The organism is Mesorhizobium sp. M7A.F.Ca.US.007.01.2.1, from assembly GCF_003998165.1.
In the GTDB taxonomy this organism is placed as follows: Bacteria; Pseudomonadota; Alphaproteobacteria; order Rhizobiales; family Rhizobiaceae; genus Mesorhizobium; species Mesorhizobium ciceri.
This window is the reverse complement of the sequence record NZ_RZQP01000043.1, coordinates 19,626-35,582: the sequence shown is the minus strand read 5'-3', so window position 1 is coordinate 35,582 and position 15,957 is coordinate 19,626. Positions and strand designations below refer to the sequence as shown.

Here is a 15,957-nt window from a genome sequence, read left to right as displayed (position 1 = left end):
GGATGCGACGGCCACGCCACCGACTGGATCGGTTCGCCGCCGACACGCCTGTTCTGCTGCACCAGATAGGGCATCGCGTCATGCACGCCGCCGAGATCGTCGCCGGGAATGCCGGCCGCGCGCGGCGTTTCGGAACCGCCGCAATAAAGCACGGCGTCATGTTCGGCGAGCAGCTCGGCAACCGGCTTGTCGACGCCGACATTGACGCCGCAATGGAAGGTGACGCCCTCGCCCTGCATCTGCTCGATGCGCCGGTCGATATAGTGCTTCTCGATCTTGAAGTCGGGAATGCCGTAACGCATCAACCCGCCGGGCCGGCTCTCGCGCTCATAGACATGGACGTCGTGGCCGGCGCGGCCGAGCTGCTGGGCAGCCGACATGCCGGCCGGGCCGGAGCCGATGACGGCGACGCGCTTGCCGGTCTTCTTCTCCGGCGGATAGGGCCTGATATGGCCGGTCTCGTAAGCCTTGTCGGCGATCGCCTGCTCGACCGTCTTGATGGCGACGGGGATGTCCTCGAGGTTCAGCGTGCAGGCTTCCTCGCAAGGTGCGGGGCAGATGCGGCCGGTGAACTCCGGGAAATTGTTGGTCGAATGCAGGTTGCGGATCGCATTGTCCCAGTCGCCATTGTAGACGAGGTCGTTCCAGTCCGGGATCTGGTTGTGGATCGGGCAGCCCGTCGGCCCATGGCAGAACGGAATGCCGCAATCCATGCAGCGCGCGGCCTGTTTCTCGACCTCTTTGTCGGACATCGGCAGCGTGAATTCGCGGAAATGCCGGATGCGGTCGGAGGCCGGCTGGTACTTGTGCACCTGCCGGTCGATTTCGAGAAAGCCTGTTACCTTGCCCATAGTCCAGTTCCTGCTGTCCAGATGGTGCGCCTGGCGACGCCCTGCAGCTGGATCAGATGGGGCATCCCGTCCACACATGGGCCGCACCAAGTTGCCCAAAATTCGACTATGTACACTTGCCGGGCTCAAAGCTCGTGAGGGGCTCGCCATGCAGCCAGTTCTCGACTCTAATCGAAGGAGCCGGGGACTCCATCTGCAATACCACGTTGCGGTCCAAAGCTATTTCCAAAGGTTTCTGCACGAGCTGGTTTCCTCTCAGAGACGGCACACGGGTTCAGGGAGGAGCGCATCGCTCGTCTTGCCCCATTGAGTGCAGTCACAGTCACTCAGTCTCAAAAGCCATGCCAACGCGCTCAGCGCGCAGTTAGCGCCCATTGCTTCGAAAAACCTCGTCAGTGCCCAGATGTTGGTTGTAATGAACCTGACATTTGTCTGACGCTGTCAGCTTTTGGACACGCGATCACGCGCTTCGTGCCGCCAGATGGCCAGGCCGAGCCCTGTGTTGCCAGCGGTCGCTTCGATGATTGTACCGCCCCGCGCGTGCCACGCTGTTCGGCATTAACGATCATCGACAACGCAATGCGATCCTTGATCGATCCGCCGGGATTCTGGCTTTCGATCTTGACGAAGCGACGACACCTGCCGGTATCGAATCTCTTCAGTTCGACGACCGGCGTCTCCCCAATCAGATCGAGCACTGACAAATGGCGGACGCAGGCGAGAGGACGCCTTTGTCGACGGTCGGCGGAACATCTCGAGGCTCATGCGGCTGCGGTCTCCAGAATGTCGGCATAGTGCCGTTGCGCAATATCGGGATGCGAGCGCAGTCGGCTCTTCAGCAGTTGCGGAACAGGGGATTGTCGGGGTCGCTGGCGGGGCACCCGCTTCGGCAGCCAGTTCAGGCGGCAGGTCAAGAAACCGTATGTCGGCATCAAGCCGCGCGCCGAAGAAGAAGGGAATAGAAACAGTGCCCTTCGAAAGACCCAGGGCGACGGAAATCATTGCATCGGGCGAGTTCATGCGCCTGAAGCAGCGCTGGCTGCAACTGCTTCATAGCGACAGGCGGGCGGAGACTCTAGCGGGGCTTTCGCCGCTTGGTTGATTGAGGCTCTCGACGAAGCCACTAAGATTCGGCGGCCGATAATAGCTTGCTGCTCATTGGGACGCCGACCAACGCCGGGATTGAGAAAGGCAACCCTGCCCCACAAGGCGGGTGTCACACGTGCGGTGCGTCCGCTCGTCGCGCCGGATGGTCTTTGAGACCTGGGTTCACGGCTATTCAGATGCACCCCTGTCGGCTTTTCGGTGCAGGCCGCCAGGCGGCGTGTTGCAGCAGCGGTAATTAGTTTGAGAGCGTGCGAGCACGGGCTGCATAGTGAGATCATTTGCCGGCGTGGGGACCAAGGTGTGGCGCAGCCTTAGAGAACTCAACACCGAGACCGGAGCAACGGAGACGGCTCTTTCGTCGAGACAGTTTAATTGGAAGGCCGAGAAGCACCGGCTGGGTAGCGTCACGCCGCATCATTCTTTGCGGAGCTGGAGCGCGCGGGATCGCTGGAGCGGCTGGTGAAAGCGGTTGCCGGGGCGCACGCCAACAACAACACGTGAGCTGGCGCCTCGTGTGGCAAAAGGAGGGGGCGAGAGCCCATGGCCTGCAATGAAGCGATCAAGCATTGCGATCGTGGAACCAAGCTGCCTAGTCGACCATCCGGACCGCGGCCTTCAAGCCAGCTCGCCTTGGAATCGGCCTTCCAGGAATCACCGTCAAGGCCGACTCACGACCTTTTCGCCATGAGCCGCGAAGAGGGCATTCCGCCGGAAGCCGATGGCTGCCTTCTCTCGTTCATCGACGGCTATGTGGTGAGCGGCCATGTGCCGGTCGGCACGGTCAACAAGCTCTTGACCGAGCGGCCCGACATCAAAGGGCATGACGCTGCCCGGCATGCCGATGGGCTCCCCCGGCATGAGTGGCACGAAGGAAGCGCCCTTCGAGATTCTCGAAATCCGAAAGTCTGACGCGACCGGCGGCATCTACGCCACGGAATAGGAGGCTTCGATGATGGAATGCATGAGCGGCATGATGATGTTCGGCACGGGCCTGGTGTGGCTGCTTGTCGTCGTCGTGCTCGTCCTCGGGACGGCCGCGCTGATCAAATACCTGTTCTCCAGCGGCGGCAAAGGAGAAGGGCGTCGGTCCTCTTATCGATGCGTGGCCGCGGCAGGCCTCGGATTGGTCTGGACATTGCCTTGGCTCGCCAACCGGATGGCCGCGCCCCGGCCGCGGCGATAGCGCTAGGCAAGACGGTTTTAGCCAGGCGAAGGTCAGCGCGATTGGAAAGCCCGCTGCCTTCGGGACGCATGCCGGCGCCGGGACCGGCCGCGGTCGTCGGCGGCGGCTACCAGAGCGACATGCCGGGCTTCGGGAATGTCCTCACCGACGAGGAGATCCGGGCCGTTCTGGCCTTCATCAAAAGCACATGGCCCGAGCGGGAACGCGCCTATCAGGCAGATGAGCCGCCGGGAGCGGGAGCAGACACAGTGAGACCAATCCTAGCCGCGGAGCCCTCGAACGCCCCCAACCGGAATGCATTGTCCATGAAAGCGAAACCGTCGCTTGCGATTCAATTTCTGGCGCTGATCCTCGGGACCTCCGCGCTGGCCCACCATCCGGGCGCCGATCTCGACAAGATGAGGGACAGCGCGGAGAGGTTCTTCCAGGCGATCGACGAGCAGGCCGCGCCGCCTTTCGAACTGGCCGACGCGGACGGAAGGGCCGTCCGCCTTCCGATCTCTCCGACAAGATCGTGGTGCTCTACTTCATGACGAGGTAACCTTGGAAGAAGAAGGCGACGGCCACTGGCGGCAGGATGGCAAGCACGCTGGCCGCAAAAAGCGGCCCATACTCATAGAAGCGGGCCGGTTCTGTCGCAAATCGTGCTTTTGGCCACAACTGGACGCTTTCGCGCGCTTATGGACCAGCTCACATGACAGGGCTCGACGTGCCCCGGGGTGGCGCCCTACTTCCACGCTCGCACTGTCACACTCCCGCCGAAAGGCGGGTTTAGTGAGTTATGGCAGTGACTGTGCCACCAGTCCAAACGTCGAGTTTCGCGGCAACTTCGACGCTTTCCTTAGCTGACTTGCCCAAAACCAGCGCGGCCAAAGCATACTGCTTGCCGCTCCCGATGGCATAATATTCACCTTTCACGGGATCACTTGGCAGCCAATTGCCGTCCAACAATACGGCTTCCCCATTTTTGCGCACTATCAGCGCCTCAAATTCAAAATTGTCGTCGTTGCGCGGCACAGGAATATCAGAAACATCCATGCCCTTCTCAACCCAGTCTCGAACGGCCTTTGGAATACCCAAGGACGAAGAGGAAACGCCGATGAGTGTGCCGTCGCATAAGCGAAACACCTTCGTTTTCTCACCGACGGATACTGAGTCAAAACCCAAGGCTCGGCCGTCGCCAGCCATGGTTCCGTTCCTGTAAGCTATTGTTGTCATTGGCACCCTTCTATCGCTGCATCAAACTTCAGGACCTTGCGCATGTCCCCTGTGTCAAGGTCACTGACCGACGGCCTATTTGCCTGATACACGATACAGGCTGCGCTCCTTGAGTTCGCGCACGGGTGGCCGTCATCTTGCCGCCTTCGCGCAATGCCTTGAACAGGCCGAGTCTGTCCCCCAGCGGGAATGACAACCACCTCCATGTCGTTGAAACGCAGGAAATCCGTCACTTTGCCTCGTCGGTAACGGGCGGAGCCGGAGCGGTCGTCACCGGGCAAGCGCGGTCGCAGTAGGTATCCTGGGCAGCCCGTCAGACATGGATGGCTTCGGTTGTGTCATGCGACTTCTTGTTGGTCGGTCACGTGTTTCCGGATAACCAGCATGCGCTGTGCCAAATGAGAAAACCATTTAAAGTCAATCCAGCAGATCTGACTGTATTCCGACATTGTCGGAAATTGGACATCGCCGAACGCGGGCGCTCGGGGCTTGTGATGATACTTGGGCGTGCTGCTTCGGAGGAGGGATGCGCCTCGTACCGGCCGCGAAGCCTTCCTGCATTTAAGGCGCCAGATCAATTGAACGCGATGCCGGGCAGCGTCGCAGCGGCTAAGCCAGCCACTCGCATTGCTCCCTGACAGGATGGTGCCGATCCTGCTGAGATCGCATGCTGGCGCGACGTTGCTTTGCGGCCACCGTCGCGCCTGCCCGTGAACTGTTCGCGCCTGTGCTCATGCTCGCCTTGACACCCTCGATGGGTCCATCCGGGATGGTCAACCATCCGGAACATAGCGGGCAGGCGGGCATCTTCACCAGCAGTCTCTGTGTCGCTCTCGTGGCGGCAAACAAGATCGAGGCTGGCGGGGTGATGATCAACGGTCCTCGAACCATCGATTTTGATCGCGGTGGCCGTTCAGTGCGTTCAAGCACGAGGCGCCGTTAGACGGCACCGCAGCATCATAGCGAAGTGCCATGCAGGACGACTCCCTGCAGCATCGTCTCGCGCAGCCAAACACTTGCCGGATCACTGTTGTGAACGGCCGGGCGTTTGACGGCCTGTGACGCGAAAAGGCAACGGAAGATCTAGCATTTATGGGGGAAATGTTTTTTCGGAGTGCTTGACCCGCAGGAAGGGCAGGGCATGACTGCCTATCGCCCGACCCGGCAAGGCCGCACTCATGACCGGCTGGGCTCGGTTAATCCTGCATGCCGCGCCCATGAGGTTACTTGTCCGGAGTGCGTCGAGCACAACGAGGAGATGTAGTTCACGATCTTTGAAAAGCGTGGTCAACCATCCAAAGTGTGGATGCCTTTCATCGAAACAAACGATTTCATCAATGTTCTGGAATCCTGCATGGGCAGAAGCACCTGATGGACACCGATGCCCCCACTGCCTCATGGCGTGGCGAGCGTCTTAAGAAACCGCCCGAAAGGAGATTTTTCATGCGCTCTACCGGGCAGTGGAGTGCTGGGAAAGGGAGTTGCAACTGACCGGCCATGTCAAACTGTCCGACTTCTTCCGAGCCTATGGACAGACCGGGAGACGCGCACGTGTAGCGGCTCACATCGTCATACTGCACCTACGCCACACACCGGCCGGACCTGATCCGGCTTTATGAGCATTGGGTTTTGTCAGTTGCCCAAGCGTGATGGCTTTCGCGACGCGGCGCGCCTCAGGAACTGAGCCGCGTCCAGGTCGAAACGCGGGAAAGAAAGACAGGAAACAGAATGGCCGATCAATTCGCAACGGACGTCATTGCCCTGATCAAGAAACGCGCCGAGTCGGAGAGCGGTGAGGGAATGCCTGCGTCATTCGTCGGCGAGATAACAATCGCCACGGAACTGGACGCGCTCGGGTTCGATTCGCTGGGTTTGGCGGACGTCCTCTGGGATGTGGAGCAGGCCTACGGCATCAAGATCGACATGAACACGGCCGATGCCTGGTCCAATCTCAAGAATGTCGGCGACGTCGTGGAAGCCGTCCGCGGCTTGCTTGCGAAGGAGGCTTGAATGGACAGGCGCGTCGTTATCACCGGAGTGGGCGGCCTGTGCGGACTGGGCACCGAGGCCGCCTCTATGTGGAAAGAGATGCGCGAAGGCCGCTCCGCCATCGGCCCGATCGCCAATTCCGAGCTTCATGACCTGGAGGGCATGACCGGCGCTGAGATCAAGGCGCTGCCCCAGCACGACATCGATCGCAAGCAGCTCATCTCCATGGACCGCTTCAGCTTGCTCGCCGTGCTTGCAGCGCGCGAAGCCATGCGGCAGGCCGGACTTTCCTGCGACGAGGGGAATGCCCATCGCTTCGGCGCGACAGTGGGCGTCGGATTTACCGGTTCGTACGCAACAGAACAAACTTACCGCTCACTGCTTTTGGGTAGCGCAATCCGTGCTGAACTCTTCACTGGAGTAAAGGTGATGCCCAGCGCCGCTTCCGTCCATCTTAGCTTGAGCCTCGGCTTGCGCGGGCCGGTCTTCGGGGTGACCTCCGCATGTGCCTCGGCCAACCATGCGATCGCCTCGGCGGTGGACCAGATCAAGCTGGGCCGGGCCGACGTAATGGTTTCCGGAGGCAGCGACGCACCCTTCGCATGGGGCGTGCTGAAAGCATGGGAAGCAATGCGCGTGCTTTCACCCGATACCTGCCGGCCCTTCTCCGCCGATAGGAAGGGCCTGGTGCTGGGCGAGGGTGCGGGCATGGCCGTGCTGGAAAGCTACGAGCATGCCACGAGGCGTGGTGCCACAATTCTTGCCGAGATCGCCGGCGTCGGCCTTTCCGCCGATGCCTTCCACATTGCCGCGCCATCTGTCGAGGGGCCAGCGTCGGCGATGCGCGCCTGCCTTGCCGATGCCGGGCTGAATGCCGAGGACGTCGACTACCTCAACGCGCACGGCACCGGTACCAAGAGCAATGATCAGACTGAAACGGCGGCGATCAAGCGTGTGTTTGGAAACCACGCTTATTCGATGTCCATCTCTTCCACCAAGTCCACGCACGCGCATTGCCTCGGCGCAGCGAGCGCGCTTGAAATGATCGCCTGCGTGATGGCAATCCAAGAGGACGTCGTGCCGCCGACCGCCAACTATCGCGAGCCAGATCCCGCTTGCGACCTCGACATCACACCCAATGTGCCGCGGGAGCGCAAGGTGCGCGTCGCCATGAGCAACGCCTTCGCCATGGGCGGTACGAACGCAGTTCTGGCATTCAGGCAGGTGTAGAAGCCATGCAAGACGCCTCATTCGAGGTCACCTGTCGTATCTAGCTGCTTGAGGGGCGGGGCATTGTGATACAGGGAGGGCTGTGGGGTCCCTCCTTCTCGGCCTCGACGATGTGGGAGGAGCCTGTGCGGCGAAACGGGCTAGACGCCCCCAGGCCCAGAACTTGGGCGAAACCAACTCCCACCAAAGCACAGCCGCTTTAGTAGCCGAACAATGAAGCCTCGCTCGACGAGCCGCCGCCTCTACTGTCAGCGGCATCACGCGGTTGAAGCGAACAGCGCAGCGGCTACTGTTTCCCGCACAACTCGGACGGCAATTGGGACAAGTCCGCACATGTCGTCACGTAAGCTGAACGCCGCAGGTACAGCCAAATTGGGGGCGGGGCGTTTCTGCCGTTTTGATAGAATTCTATCAAACTGACAATTTTCCTTGCACGAATGCAAGGAGAGCTCGATTGACTCCCCTCCTTTCTTGTCAAGGATGGGTTTGCAGGCTGCGGTGCGGCAGAAGCCGGACAGAACGGCGACCGGTCGAGTAAAGGCCTGCGCAAACAAGCGCGCATATTGCGGGCGCCCGCACGGAGGAGAAGACGCTCGTCCTGGTGAAAGACAACGATGCTCAGGCGCCATTGCCATTTGCCGAGGGGGTCCGCGCGCCGGAAATTTCGAAGCAACAAAGGTGAGATCGAGAATGATGATGGCGAAATACAACACAGCTCACCGTCCAGTGCAGTTCTACCGGCGGGTGGCGGAGTGGGATGGGCTGCCAAATGGAACGTAAAAAGATCAGCAAGGAGATGCTTGGCGATAGTCAGGCGCTGCGCAAGCTGCGTGAGCACCTTGTCAAGGTGGCCAAGGCGAAGACTACGGTCCTGTTGCGAGGTGAATCCGGAACCGGCAAGGAGCTGGTTGCCAAAGCCATTCACGAGCTCTCGCCTCGCGCCAAGCAGCCCTTCATCAAGGTCAATTGCGCGGCGCTCACCGAGACGCTTCTGGAATCTGACTTGTTCGGTCATGAGAAGGGTGCCTTCACCGACGCGAGCAGTTTGCGCAAGGGGCGCTTTGAGGCTGCCGACAAAGGCACATTGTTTCTGGACGAGATTGGCGAAATATCAGGTTCGTTCCAGGCTAAGCTGCTGCGTGTCCTGCAGGAGCAGGAGTTTGAGCGCGTCGGCAGCAACCACACCATTAAAGTTGATGTTCGCGTGATTGCCGCAACGAACAGGGACTTGGAAACGGCAGTTCAACGCAAGGAGTTCCGGCAAGACCTCTATTATCGCATCAACGTCGTCACTTTACGCGTGCCGGCATTGCGCGAAAGGCGAGGTGATATTCCGCTCTTGGCCGCTCAGTTTCTCAAGAATTTCAATACTGAGAATGATCACACGCTGACCTTCGCTCCCGAAGCGATTGAGGTGCTAATGAACTGCGAATTTCCAGGTAACATCCGAGAGCTCGAAAACTGCGTTCAACGGACGGCAGTTCTGGCGACGGGTCCATCAATCCTCAGAACTGACTTTGCCTGTTACGCGGATCAGTGCTTGGCCGCGGCGCTGTGGAAGAACGGACAGCCGACGTCAGAGAAGTCGACTACGATCGAGCCTTCCGCCGCCTGTGCCGCCCCGCCCGTCGGCGACGGGCAAGCGCCGATAGGCCCTGCCACGACTCGTGGTAGGGTGCCCGATGCCGATACGGTCATTGCTGCCATGGAAAAGTGTGGCTGGGTGCAGGCAAAGGCGGCGCGCCTGCTCGGTTTGACCCCGCGCCAGATCGGCTACGTGCTGAGAAAACGCGGTATCGAGATCAAGCGTCTCTGAAACAACCCGCCGAGCAAGAGCTGGAGCAGGTCAAGCATTGGTGCTCTGGCGCCGAGCCCATCGGCCAGGCTTACGAAGTGGGTGTGAACAGCGCTGCCAAGATTCCGGCCGTGTGCTTTCTACCACCAGTCGTACTGGGGCTCTGCGACTGACAAACTAAAAAGGAGTAATCCTCTGGCGGGACCTGGTCGATACATTAGCTGATGGCTTACCGCTCGATATCACGCAATCTGAGATGGGCATGAAAGTGAGTTCGACCGCTGGACAGTTGCCGACTTCGTCAGGTATTGGCCCCTGCGACCGGTTGATCTCCGATATCCAAATTCTTGGAAGTTGGTCGAGACGAAACTGTCGCCCCGGCTCGTGACCGACCGCGCGCCCGGCAAGATCGAGTTACAAAGTTGCCGAGGCAGTTTGATGTGCGTTCCTGCATCACTGTACGGGACACGACCTGACGGGAGACTATGATGCGTAGCCAAAAAGAAAAGATGCTCGCAGGCGAGTTTTACAATGCGGCGGATCCGGAGATCCAAGCTGACCTGTTGGCAACCGGGGCTTGGCTCAAGCGGTACAATGATACGCTGGGGCAGACCACGGGGCATTGGCATGAGCTTTTGTCCGAGCGGCTGGGAGAGGTTGGGCGCGGAACGGTCATCCGTCCGCCCTTTTTTTGCGACTACGGATTCAATATCCGCATTGGAGCCAATGCCTACATCAACTTCAACTGCGTTATTCTTGACGTGGTAGAGGTCAAAATCGGGCAAGGAACGGCAATTGGGCCTGCTGTGCAGATTTATACCGCCGATCATCCACATGATGCCGAGCAGCGGCAGGCCGGCCTGCAGGTCGGGCGTCCTGTTCACATTGGCAGCCGTGTCTGGATCGGCGGTGGAGCAATCATTCTGCCTGGCGTCACGATTGGTGATAATGCAGTGGTAGGCGCTGGCTGCGTGGTCACACGAGATGTTCCCGCCGGGGCAAAGGTAGTGGGAATTCCTGCTCGCGTGGCCGACCCACATAAACAGGCATAATCAACCTCGTTGACCCTGGAGGTGCATGCGAACTGTCGAAACTGTGCCGAATTTTTGTCGAAGCCATTGAGCGCTGCATATGTTGTCGCGACTCGGGCGCTTCAGTTCTTTTGCCACGGGGGTCACAAGATCATGTGCGTAATGCCGCCGCAACGTGCTCACGTCCCGCAGCAGCGGACCCTTTCACATGGCCCAACGAATTCAGAGCCTACGTTGTGCTGCCACTAGCATTACTGCTCACGAATGTATTCCCAACTGAGTTTTCGCCCTTGGAGGCAAGCAGCGACTCACCAGCAATCGCCGGCCATTAATCCTGGCTAGCATCGACCCCGACGAGGCGAGCCGCGGCGTTGCGGATCGGCATGTCGATGACCGTGATTGCGCCTTCGGCAAGGAAACGACGTTCGTTTCTGGTCAGCGTAGCCGAATCGATCACCGCAAAATGTGGGCCAGTGGAGCGCTTCATCAGCTGTCTGGCATATGTGCGCAGCATCTGATCGTTGAAGCGGCAGCCCACGAAGAAAAAACCCCGGTTGACGCGCCGTTGCTTCACCGCGTCCGGGATCGGCGTCTGGATATCAATTTCGGTTAGGACTTCGACGTAATCGGAATCAGCCACGAGGAAGTTTGCCGCCGGCCTGACGCTGCCGTGCGGCGCATAGAGCACCGTCCTAGCCACTTGTTCGGCCTCGAGTTCTGTTCCTGACAAATCGTAAGTTCTCGTCCAGATGTTACCGATTCCGGTCGCGCGCGTCGTTCCTTGTATCTCGACAACGTCTGTTTGGCCGGCCTCTGCAAGGGCTGCTCGCATGGCGCCATCGTACCAGCTGTCGATGATGACAGACAGTTGAAGGGTTGCGAGCCAGGCGTGAAGAACGGTCGGCTCGGCGGGGGCTGCGAATATCTCCGCCATCCACGCTTGGAGAGTCCGACGATGTCGGCGCTGCTCGATAAACTGCGCGACCGACCACATATTGGTGCGAATCCTGGAAGGGGCAGGCGCCCGCTTGTTGAGGGCCGCGGCGACATCTTCAGGGGTGCAAGGTACAGGGGATTCCGGTGGGTTAAGCTGCAGAAGACCAGGACCGAGATAGGGGATCACTCGATCGGCCTTGAGAGCGCCGTTCAGCAGGTCAATCAGTTTTTTGGCAAAACTGCCCCGGACGACGACGAGATGGTCCCAGCTCAGCATCGTGTTCATACGCGTTTCCTCTCCGCCACTGAACCCACCGGCATCAGGCCCCGTCGGAAATCTTCATCGCCTCGACGGTGATCGGCAAACGCGTGTCGCGCGGAAGGTCGGGCAGCATGAGCCGCCAACCGTTCCTGAGCGTCACGGTCCCGCCCCATAAGTCAGCGTTCTCAATCTCGGTGATCGGCTCTTCGAGATCCTTCTTGGGGACATAAGCCGACAAGCCAGTAGCGGTCCTGCGAATCATTACTTTCATCCGGCTGTTCCCCCGTTGGAAATGCCTTCAGCTCCGCAGGGAACCTCGACTTTGTCGAGGCTAATGAGTTCGCGCGCTCGCATGCCGACGACCGTGCCACGATCGATCCATTCGACCGCATAGATGAAGAATTGCTGGAGAAAGGTTCCAATGTCGCGCACGTAGCCTTCGTCGCCCTTCCGCACGAGGTTTTCGCCGATCTCCTTGCCGGGATAGGTGCCGTCGTTTTTTATGTGGCGTATCGCACGGACCCGCTCACCCTGCATGAACCGTGGCGGTCTGCCGATTTCGACCTCCTGTTCGCGTCTGGACCACATGCTGTCCATTCCTTTCTCGAGGCTTTTGTTGTGGTCGCGGGTTGCAGGCGTCGTCGTGCGGCGAACCCGACCGTTTCGGTAGGAATCAAGCGGGAACGCAGGTTTTCGGTACCGGACAGACCGACACGCATTGCTGCGTATCGAAGGCCTCCTTGCATTCGGTGCACTTGTTTGGATCGATCACATAGGCGTCGCCCTTGAACTTGATCGCTTCCGAAGGACATTCGAACTCGCAGGCCCCGCATTGGGTACATTGGGATGCGATGATCTTTAAAGCCATTCTAACTCCTGGTTATCGGACGAGACGGCTCAGGCCGTCGCCGCTAGTGGTCTGATCCCAAACTCTGCCGCGTAAAGTGCGCTGACTGCGGTCTCGATGTAGTCATGGCCATAGGCGTCGGTTACGCGCAGTCCAACTCGCGAGAGTTGTTCCTTCGGGCGATTTCCGATCTTGGCGCATAGCACTATGTGTATGCCTTCGAGCGCTGCGATGACGCCCTCGAGGATGGCGTCTTCGCCCCCGCCTCCGAGGCAATACCGCTCGACCTTCCGATGCCCGACCAAGCTGATCCCTCTAGGCGAGACTTCATAAACCTGGAATTCCTTCGCGTGGCCGAAGTGTTCGTTGACCCGTCCACCTCCCTTAGTGGCCACCGCAACCAGAAGCGACTTTTCGGAGTCTGTTGCCTTGACCATACCGATGGCCTCGCTCCTCGCCGCCTCATGATCACGGCGCTCGTGTGCGACCACCTGCCGATAGGCCTGACGCTTGCCAGCATCGTAGGCGACATCGTCGGGAATACCGTCCAGCGTGAATTCCTGGCCACGATCTTCACCGAGCAGGCCGACAGCATCTGCCCGGCACTGCCGGCAGTGGCGCATCAACTTGGCGCCACCTTCAAGTCGATCCTGAAGAGCCATCATCTCCGTTGCCGTTGGGCCGCGCTGCCCGATGAGTCCGTAGTGGGTACCGTGCGCCGGGTCCGAAATCAGAGGCATCACGTTGTGCAGAAACGCGCCCCGCTCCCTGACCATTTTGTTCACCTCAAACAGGTGCTGGTCGTTCACTCCAGGAATCATCACCGAGTTGATTTTGGTGAGGATGCCGCGCGCGCTCAGCATCTCCAGGCCCAGCATCTGCCGCGCGTGCAAGATTCGAGCGGCTTCGATGCCGAAGTAGCGGCGATTTTCATAAAAGATCCATGGATAGATCTTCGCGCCGACTTCCGGGTCGACCATGTTGATGGTGATCGTCACGTGATCAACATTCATTTCGGCAAGCTCGGCGACATGGTCCGGCAGCACGAGCCCATTAGTGGAGACGCACAGCTTTATGTCGGGGATTTCCCTGATGACGCGGTCGAACGTTGCCTTCGTTTTCTCCCAATCGTAACAGGCATCCCCCGGCCCAGCGATGCCAAGAACCGAAAGCTGCGGAACTTTGTTGGCAACGGCGATGACCTTGCGTAGCGCTTGGTCGGGCGTCAACTTCTCAGACACAACACCAGGCCGGCTCTCGTTGGCGCAATCGTATTTGCGATTGCAATAGTTGCACTGGACATTGCAAGCCGGCGCGACCGCCACATGCATACGCGCGAAATAATGATGCGCTTCCTCCGAAAAGCAGGGGTGATCCTTGATCCTTTCCCAAATAGCCGGATCCTCTTCGCCCGGGCTGGTCGGCGACGAGCCGTAGGAAGACGATGCGCAGCCACCGGATTTCGCGGCTGCCAGAAGACCCTCGGATGTCGTGCTAGTCGGCCCCTCAATCGAAACTGTCGGTGAGGACATCAAACGGCTCCGTTGCTGGTAACGTCGCGGTTCAAGGTGCAAGAGCCATACCAACTGAAAAAAGCGGCTTCAGTTCACTATTCGGGTCGATATCGCATTGTGTCAGGCCGGCGCGACACAATTTTGTCCTGCTTGCGACAGTGCAAGTCCAAATCCGTTCAGAAGCACGAAGCACTCCTTGTCGCGCACAGGGCGCGCAAGACCACTGGCCTGACGATTGGCTCATCAGGCTCTTAGAAGTTCCTTCACCTCGATACTATGCCGGCGTATCGCCTAGCCGACTTGTCGCAGCTTGAGGCCGAGAATTCGAGCCGCATTAGCCTGAACCCAGCCGGCCTTCTCCATTGTGTCGATCAGCCGTCACGCTTCGTCCGCCGCGGTCCCAGCCCCCGTCCGGCCGTATCGTTAGAATCGCAAGTGGCCATCTCGTGTTCAGGCGGGCGCCGATGCGCCGAACCGGCATCGTGCTGGCCCGTGAGAGCTCGTCGATGACATTGCCACGTTCCGAAAGATTGGTTCCTTCCAGAGGAGAACGCCAAGCACGCAGTTCTCCGGCTCGCGGACGTTGCCGGGGAAATAGCATTGCGAGATCAGCTCAACTGCCGACGGCGCAAAGCCATGGTTCTCCATATTTCAAGGGTAAGCGCTGTGTCCTTCCAGGAGGACCCGCGATCTGTGGGCCTGCCGATTCTGAGGTGGATCGGAGATCGGCTTGTGTCTGAACTTGAACTTACGATTGACCCTGAGCGGCAGCCTCGGCGTTTTCGAGGGTGATCAACGGCGCTGTTGGTCGGCGGCATTGGTCGATGGACGACAAGGCACGGAGTCATCTCCGAGACCCTGGAGCCGACGCGGTGATCTCGGAGGTTGCCCGGCGCTACGGGCTGCGGCCGCGGCGGAACGCTCGCAAGCTTGCGACGTCGGCAGGACAGGCCACTCCCGCCTAGTGGTTTCGGTGGCGCCACCGGAACGACCCGTTGGGCCTACATCCTTGCACCAGAGCTCAAGGCCACGGCCTGAGAATCGGCCGCCGCTCCCCCTACTTGGTTCCTCAGCCGACAGCGCTAAGAAGGAGAGCAACTTCCGTCGGCGCGAGGATCATTGCGTCGTGGCCAGTGGCGAGTTCCTGCCACGCCCAGCCATCCTGCTTCGCGACCCATTCTCGCGCTCCCGCCATCGGCGGGTGGAGTGGATTAGTGCAGACGACATAGGTTCGGGGTCTGCCGTTGCCGAGCGGGTGCTCGAGCTTAAGTCCGCTTTCGTAGGTGCCTGCCGGATGCGGTGTTATCCGGCGCCGCACCCAGTCCGTGAGCGAGTGTCCCTCGGGAGTGCCGAATGCTGTTGGCGGCGGAGTCGGCATGAAGATACCCCGTCCTTCCTCCGCAACCAATTTTCGACGGGCGGCGACGATGTCGGGGGGCATGGTGCTGAATACACTTTGACCGCTCTCGACGATGGCGCCGTCGAGATAAACGAGATGGCTGATATGGTCGGGTATCCGGTCGGCGGCGCCGGTGATGCTGATGCCGCCTAGACTGTGACCGACAAGGATCACATCGCTCAGCTCTTCCGTTACAATGTGGTTGACGATGTCGGTCACGAATGTGTCGGGCGTGATGTCCTTGCACAGCAAACGTGCGCGTTCGCCGACACCTGTCTGGGTAGGCGTGGTCACGTGGCATCCCATCTTGCGAAGATTGGCGGCGACGTCCCGCCAACACCATCCGCCATGCCAGGCACCATGCACTAGCACATACGTCTTTATCATGGATTGTGCCGTTCCATTTGCTCACCGGCCGTTGTGGCTGCCATCCGGCACGATGGCCGGACATTGTCCAAAGGGGCTCGACCACGTTACCGGTGGTAAGTCCGGCACAGGCGCCCCGTGGCCTGAGGATACCCCTACCAAGTCGAGGAAACTTGAATTGCGAAACCCAATATTCACTAGCTCTTTGCAAGTGGATGGAGAGGCTCAT

At 59.7% G+C, this 15,957-nt stretch carries 13 protein-coding genes and 6 pseudogenes; 7 read left to right on the top strand and 12 right to left on the bottom strand.

What is annotated here, in order from left to right:
* The 4 genes and pseudogenes from EN949_RS10990 to EN949_RS36500 form a co-directional block, all read right to left on the bottom strand.
* Positions 1–851 (bottom strand): glutamate synthase subunit beta (locus tag EN949_RS10990; RefSeq protein ID WP_164782345.1); only part of this gene is annotated, 851 nt, incomplete at its 3' end.
* A gap of 41 nt (positions 852–892) precedes the next feature.
* A pseudogene (locus tag EN949_RS10985) lies at positions 893–1,056 on the bottom strand (thioredoxin domain-containing protein); the annotation flags it as partial.
* Positions 1,057–1,334: 278 nt separating this feature from the next.
* Positions 1,335–1,604 (bottom strand): annotated as a pseudogene (locus EN949_RS10980) (pyridoxal-phosphate dependent enzyme); the annotation flags it as partial.
* Positions 1,605–1,612: 8 nt separating this feature from the next.
* A pseudogene (locus EN949_RS36500) lies at positions 1,613–1,817 on the bottom strand (isopenicillin N synthase family oxygenase); the annotation flags it as partial.
* A gap of 801 nt (positions 1,818–2,618) precedes the next feature.
* Here EN949_RS36500 and EN949_RS10970 point away from each other — a divergent pair.
* The 3 genes and pseudogenes from EN949_RS10970 to EN949_RS37250 form a co-directional block, all read left to right on the top strand.
* Positions 2,619–2,898, top strand: a pseudogene (locus EN949_RS10970) (DUF411 domain-containing protein); the annotation flags it as partial.
* Positions 2,899–2,907: 9 nt separating this feature from the next.
* The gene (locus tag EN949_RS36495; RefSeq protein WP_127312611.1) at positions 2,908–3,141 is read left to right on the top strand and encodes a hypothetical protein; all 234 of its coding nucleotides are present in this window, start codon (positions 2,908–2,910) and stop codon (positions 3,139–3,141) included.
* Positions 3,142–3,182: 41 nt separating this feature from the next.
* A complete protein-coding gene (locus EN949_RS37250) occupies positions 3,183–3,674 on the top strand; it encodes a cytochrome c (RefSeq protein ID WP_244514239.1) in 492 nt (163 codons plus the stop codon).
* Between the two features lie 238 nt (positions 3,675–3,912).
* On the opposite strand, the gene EN949_RS10955 is transcribed toward EN949_RS37250, so the two are convergent.
* Positions 3,913–4,329 carry a hypothetical protein gene (locus tag EN949_RS10955; protein WP_063169404.1) on the bottom strand — a complete coding sequence of 139 codons (417 nt, stop codon included), beginning with the start codon at positions 4,327–4,329 and terminating at the stop codon, positions 3,913–3,915.
* Positions 4,330–6,087: 1,758 nt separating this feature from the next.
* Here EN949_RS10955 and EN949_RS10950 point away from each other — a divergent pair.
* The 4 genes and pseudogenes from EN949_RS10950 (at position 6,088) to EN949_RS10930 (ending at position 10,425) form a co-directional block, all read left to right on the top strand.
* The gene (locus EN949_RS10950) at positions 6,088–6,369 is read left to right on the top strand and encodes an acyl carrier protein (protein ID WP_029356603.1); all 282 of its coding nucleotides are present in this window, start codon (positions 6,088–6,090) and stop codon (positions 6,367–6,369) included.
* On the top strand, positions 6,370–7,578 hold the full coding sequence (locus EN949_RS10945) for a beta-ketoacyl-[acyl-carrier-protein] synthase family protein (protein ID WP_127371685.1): 1,209 nt from the start codon (positions 6,370–6,372) through the stop codon (positions 7,576–7,578).
* Positions 7,579–8,350: 772 nt separating this feature from the next.
* Positions 8,351–9,394 (top strand): annotated as a pseudogene (gene nifA / locus EN949_RS10935) (nif-specific transcriptional activator NifA); the annotation flags it as partial.
* Positions 9,395–9,858: 464 nt separating this feature from the next.
* A complete protein-coding gene (locus tag EN949_RS10930; RefSeq protein WP_024505228.1) occupies positions 9,859–10,425 on the top strand; it encodes a sugar O-acetyltransferase in 567 nt (188 codons plus the stop codon).
* Between the two features lie 307 nt (positions 10,426–10,732).
* On the opposite strand, the gene EN949_RS10925 is transcribed toward EN949_RS10930, so the two are convergent.
* From EN949_RS10925 to EN949_RS10890, 7 genes and pseudogenes are all read right to left on the bottom strand, one after another.
* Entirely contained in the window at positions 10,733–11,626 is an 894-nt protein-coding gene (locus EN949_RS10925) for an SIR2 family protein (protein ID WP_024505229.1), read from the bottom strand.
* 34 nt (positions 11,627–11,660) lie between these two features.
* Positions 11,661–11,873, bottom strand: a complete 213-nt coding sequence (nifT, locus tag EN949_RS10920) for a putative nitrogen fixation protein NifT (protein ID WP_024505230.1) — start codon at positions 11,871–11,873, stop codon at positions 11,661–11,663.
* Positions 11,870–12,190 carry a nitrogen fixation protein NifZ gene (locus tag EN949_RS10915; RefSeq protein ID WP_024505231.1) on the bottom strand — a complete coding sequence of 107 codons (321 nt, stop codon included), beginning with the start codon at positions 12,188–12,190 and terminating at the stop codon, positions 11,870–11,872. The genes nifT and EN949_RS10915 overlap by 4 nt, the downstream gene beginning before the upstream one ends.
* A gap of 85 nt (positions 12,191–12,275) precedes the next feature.
* Positions 12,276–12,470 (bottom strand): 4Fe-4S binding protein, encoded by a 195-nt coding sequence (locus EN949_RS10910; RefSeq protein WP_024505232.1) that lies wholly within the window; start codon positions 12,468–12,470, stop codon positions 12,276–12,278.
* 29 nt (positions 12,471–12,499) lie between these two features.
* Positions 12,500–13,981, bottom strand: a complete 1,482-nt coding sequence (nifB, locus tag EN949_RS10905) for a nitrogenase cofactor biosynthesis protein NifB (protein ID WP_063169393.1) — start codon at positions 13,979–13,981, stop codon at positions 12,500–12,502.
* Positions 13,982–14,254: 273 nt separating this feature from the next.
* Positions 14,255–14,341: pseudogene (locus EN949_RS10900) on the bottom strand (helix-turn-helix domain-containing protein); the annotation flags it as partial.
* 691 nt (positions 14,342–15,032) lie between these two features.
* Entirely contained in the window at positions 15,033–15,749 is a 717-nt protein-coding gene (locus EN949_RS10890) for an alpha/beta fold hydrolase (protein WP_063169392.1), read from the bottom strand.
* Positions 15,750–15,957 lie beyond the last annotated feature (208 nt).

Bases quoted from the DNA above. Each gene is read 5' to 3' on its own strand.
- EN949_RS36495 (WP_127312611.1), top strand. From the start codon at position 2,908: ATGATGGAATGCATGAGCGGCATGATGATGTTCGGCACGGGCCTGGTG.
- EN949_RS10955 (WP_063169404.1), bottom strand. From the start codon at position 4,329: ATGGCTGGCGACGGCCGAGCCTTGGGTTTTGACTCAGTATCCGTCGGT.
- EN949_RS10950 (WP_029356603.1), top strand. From the start codon at position 6,088: ATGGCCGATCAATTCGCAACGGACGTCATTGCCCTGATCAAGAAACGC.
- EN949_RS10945 (WP_127371685.1), top strand. From the start codon at position 6,370: ATGGACAGGCGCGTCGTTATCACCGGAGTGGGCGGCCTGTGCGGACTG.
- EN949_RS10930 (WP_024505228.1), top strand. From the start codon at position 9,859: ATGATGCGTAGCCAAAAAGAAAAGATGCTCGCAGGCGAGTTTTACAAT.
- EN949_RS10925 (WP_024505229.1), bottom strand. From the start codon at position 11,626: ATGAACACGATGCTGAGCTGGGACCATCTCGTCGTCGTCCGGGGCAGT.
- nifT (WP_024505230.1), bottom strand. From the start codon at position 11,873: ATGAAAGTAATGATTCGCAGGACCGCTACTGGCTTGTCGGCTTATGTC.
- EN949_RS10915 (WP_024505231.1), bottom strand. From the start codon at position 12,190: ATGTGGTCCAGACGCGAACAGGAGGTCGAAATCGGCAGACCGCCACGG.
- EN949_RS10910 (WP_024505232.1), bottom strand. From the start codon at position 12,470: ATGGCTTTAAAGATCATCGCATCCCAATGTACCCAATGCGGGGCCTGC.
- nifB (WP_063169393.1), bottom strand. From the start codon at position 13,981: ATGTCCTCACCGACAGTTTCGATTGAGGGGCCGACTAGCACGACATCC.
- EN949_RS10890 (WP_063169392.1), bottom strand. From the start codon at position 15,749: ATGATAAAGACGTATGTGCTAGTGCATGGTGCCTGGCATGGCGGATGG.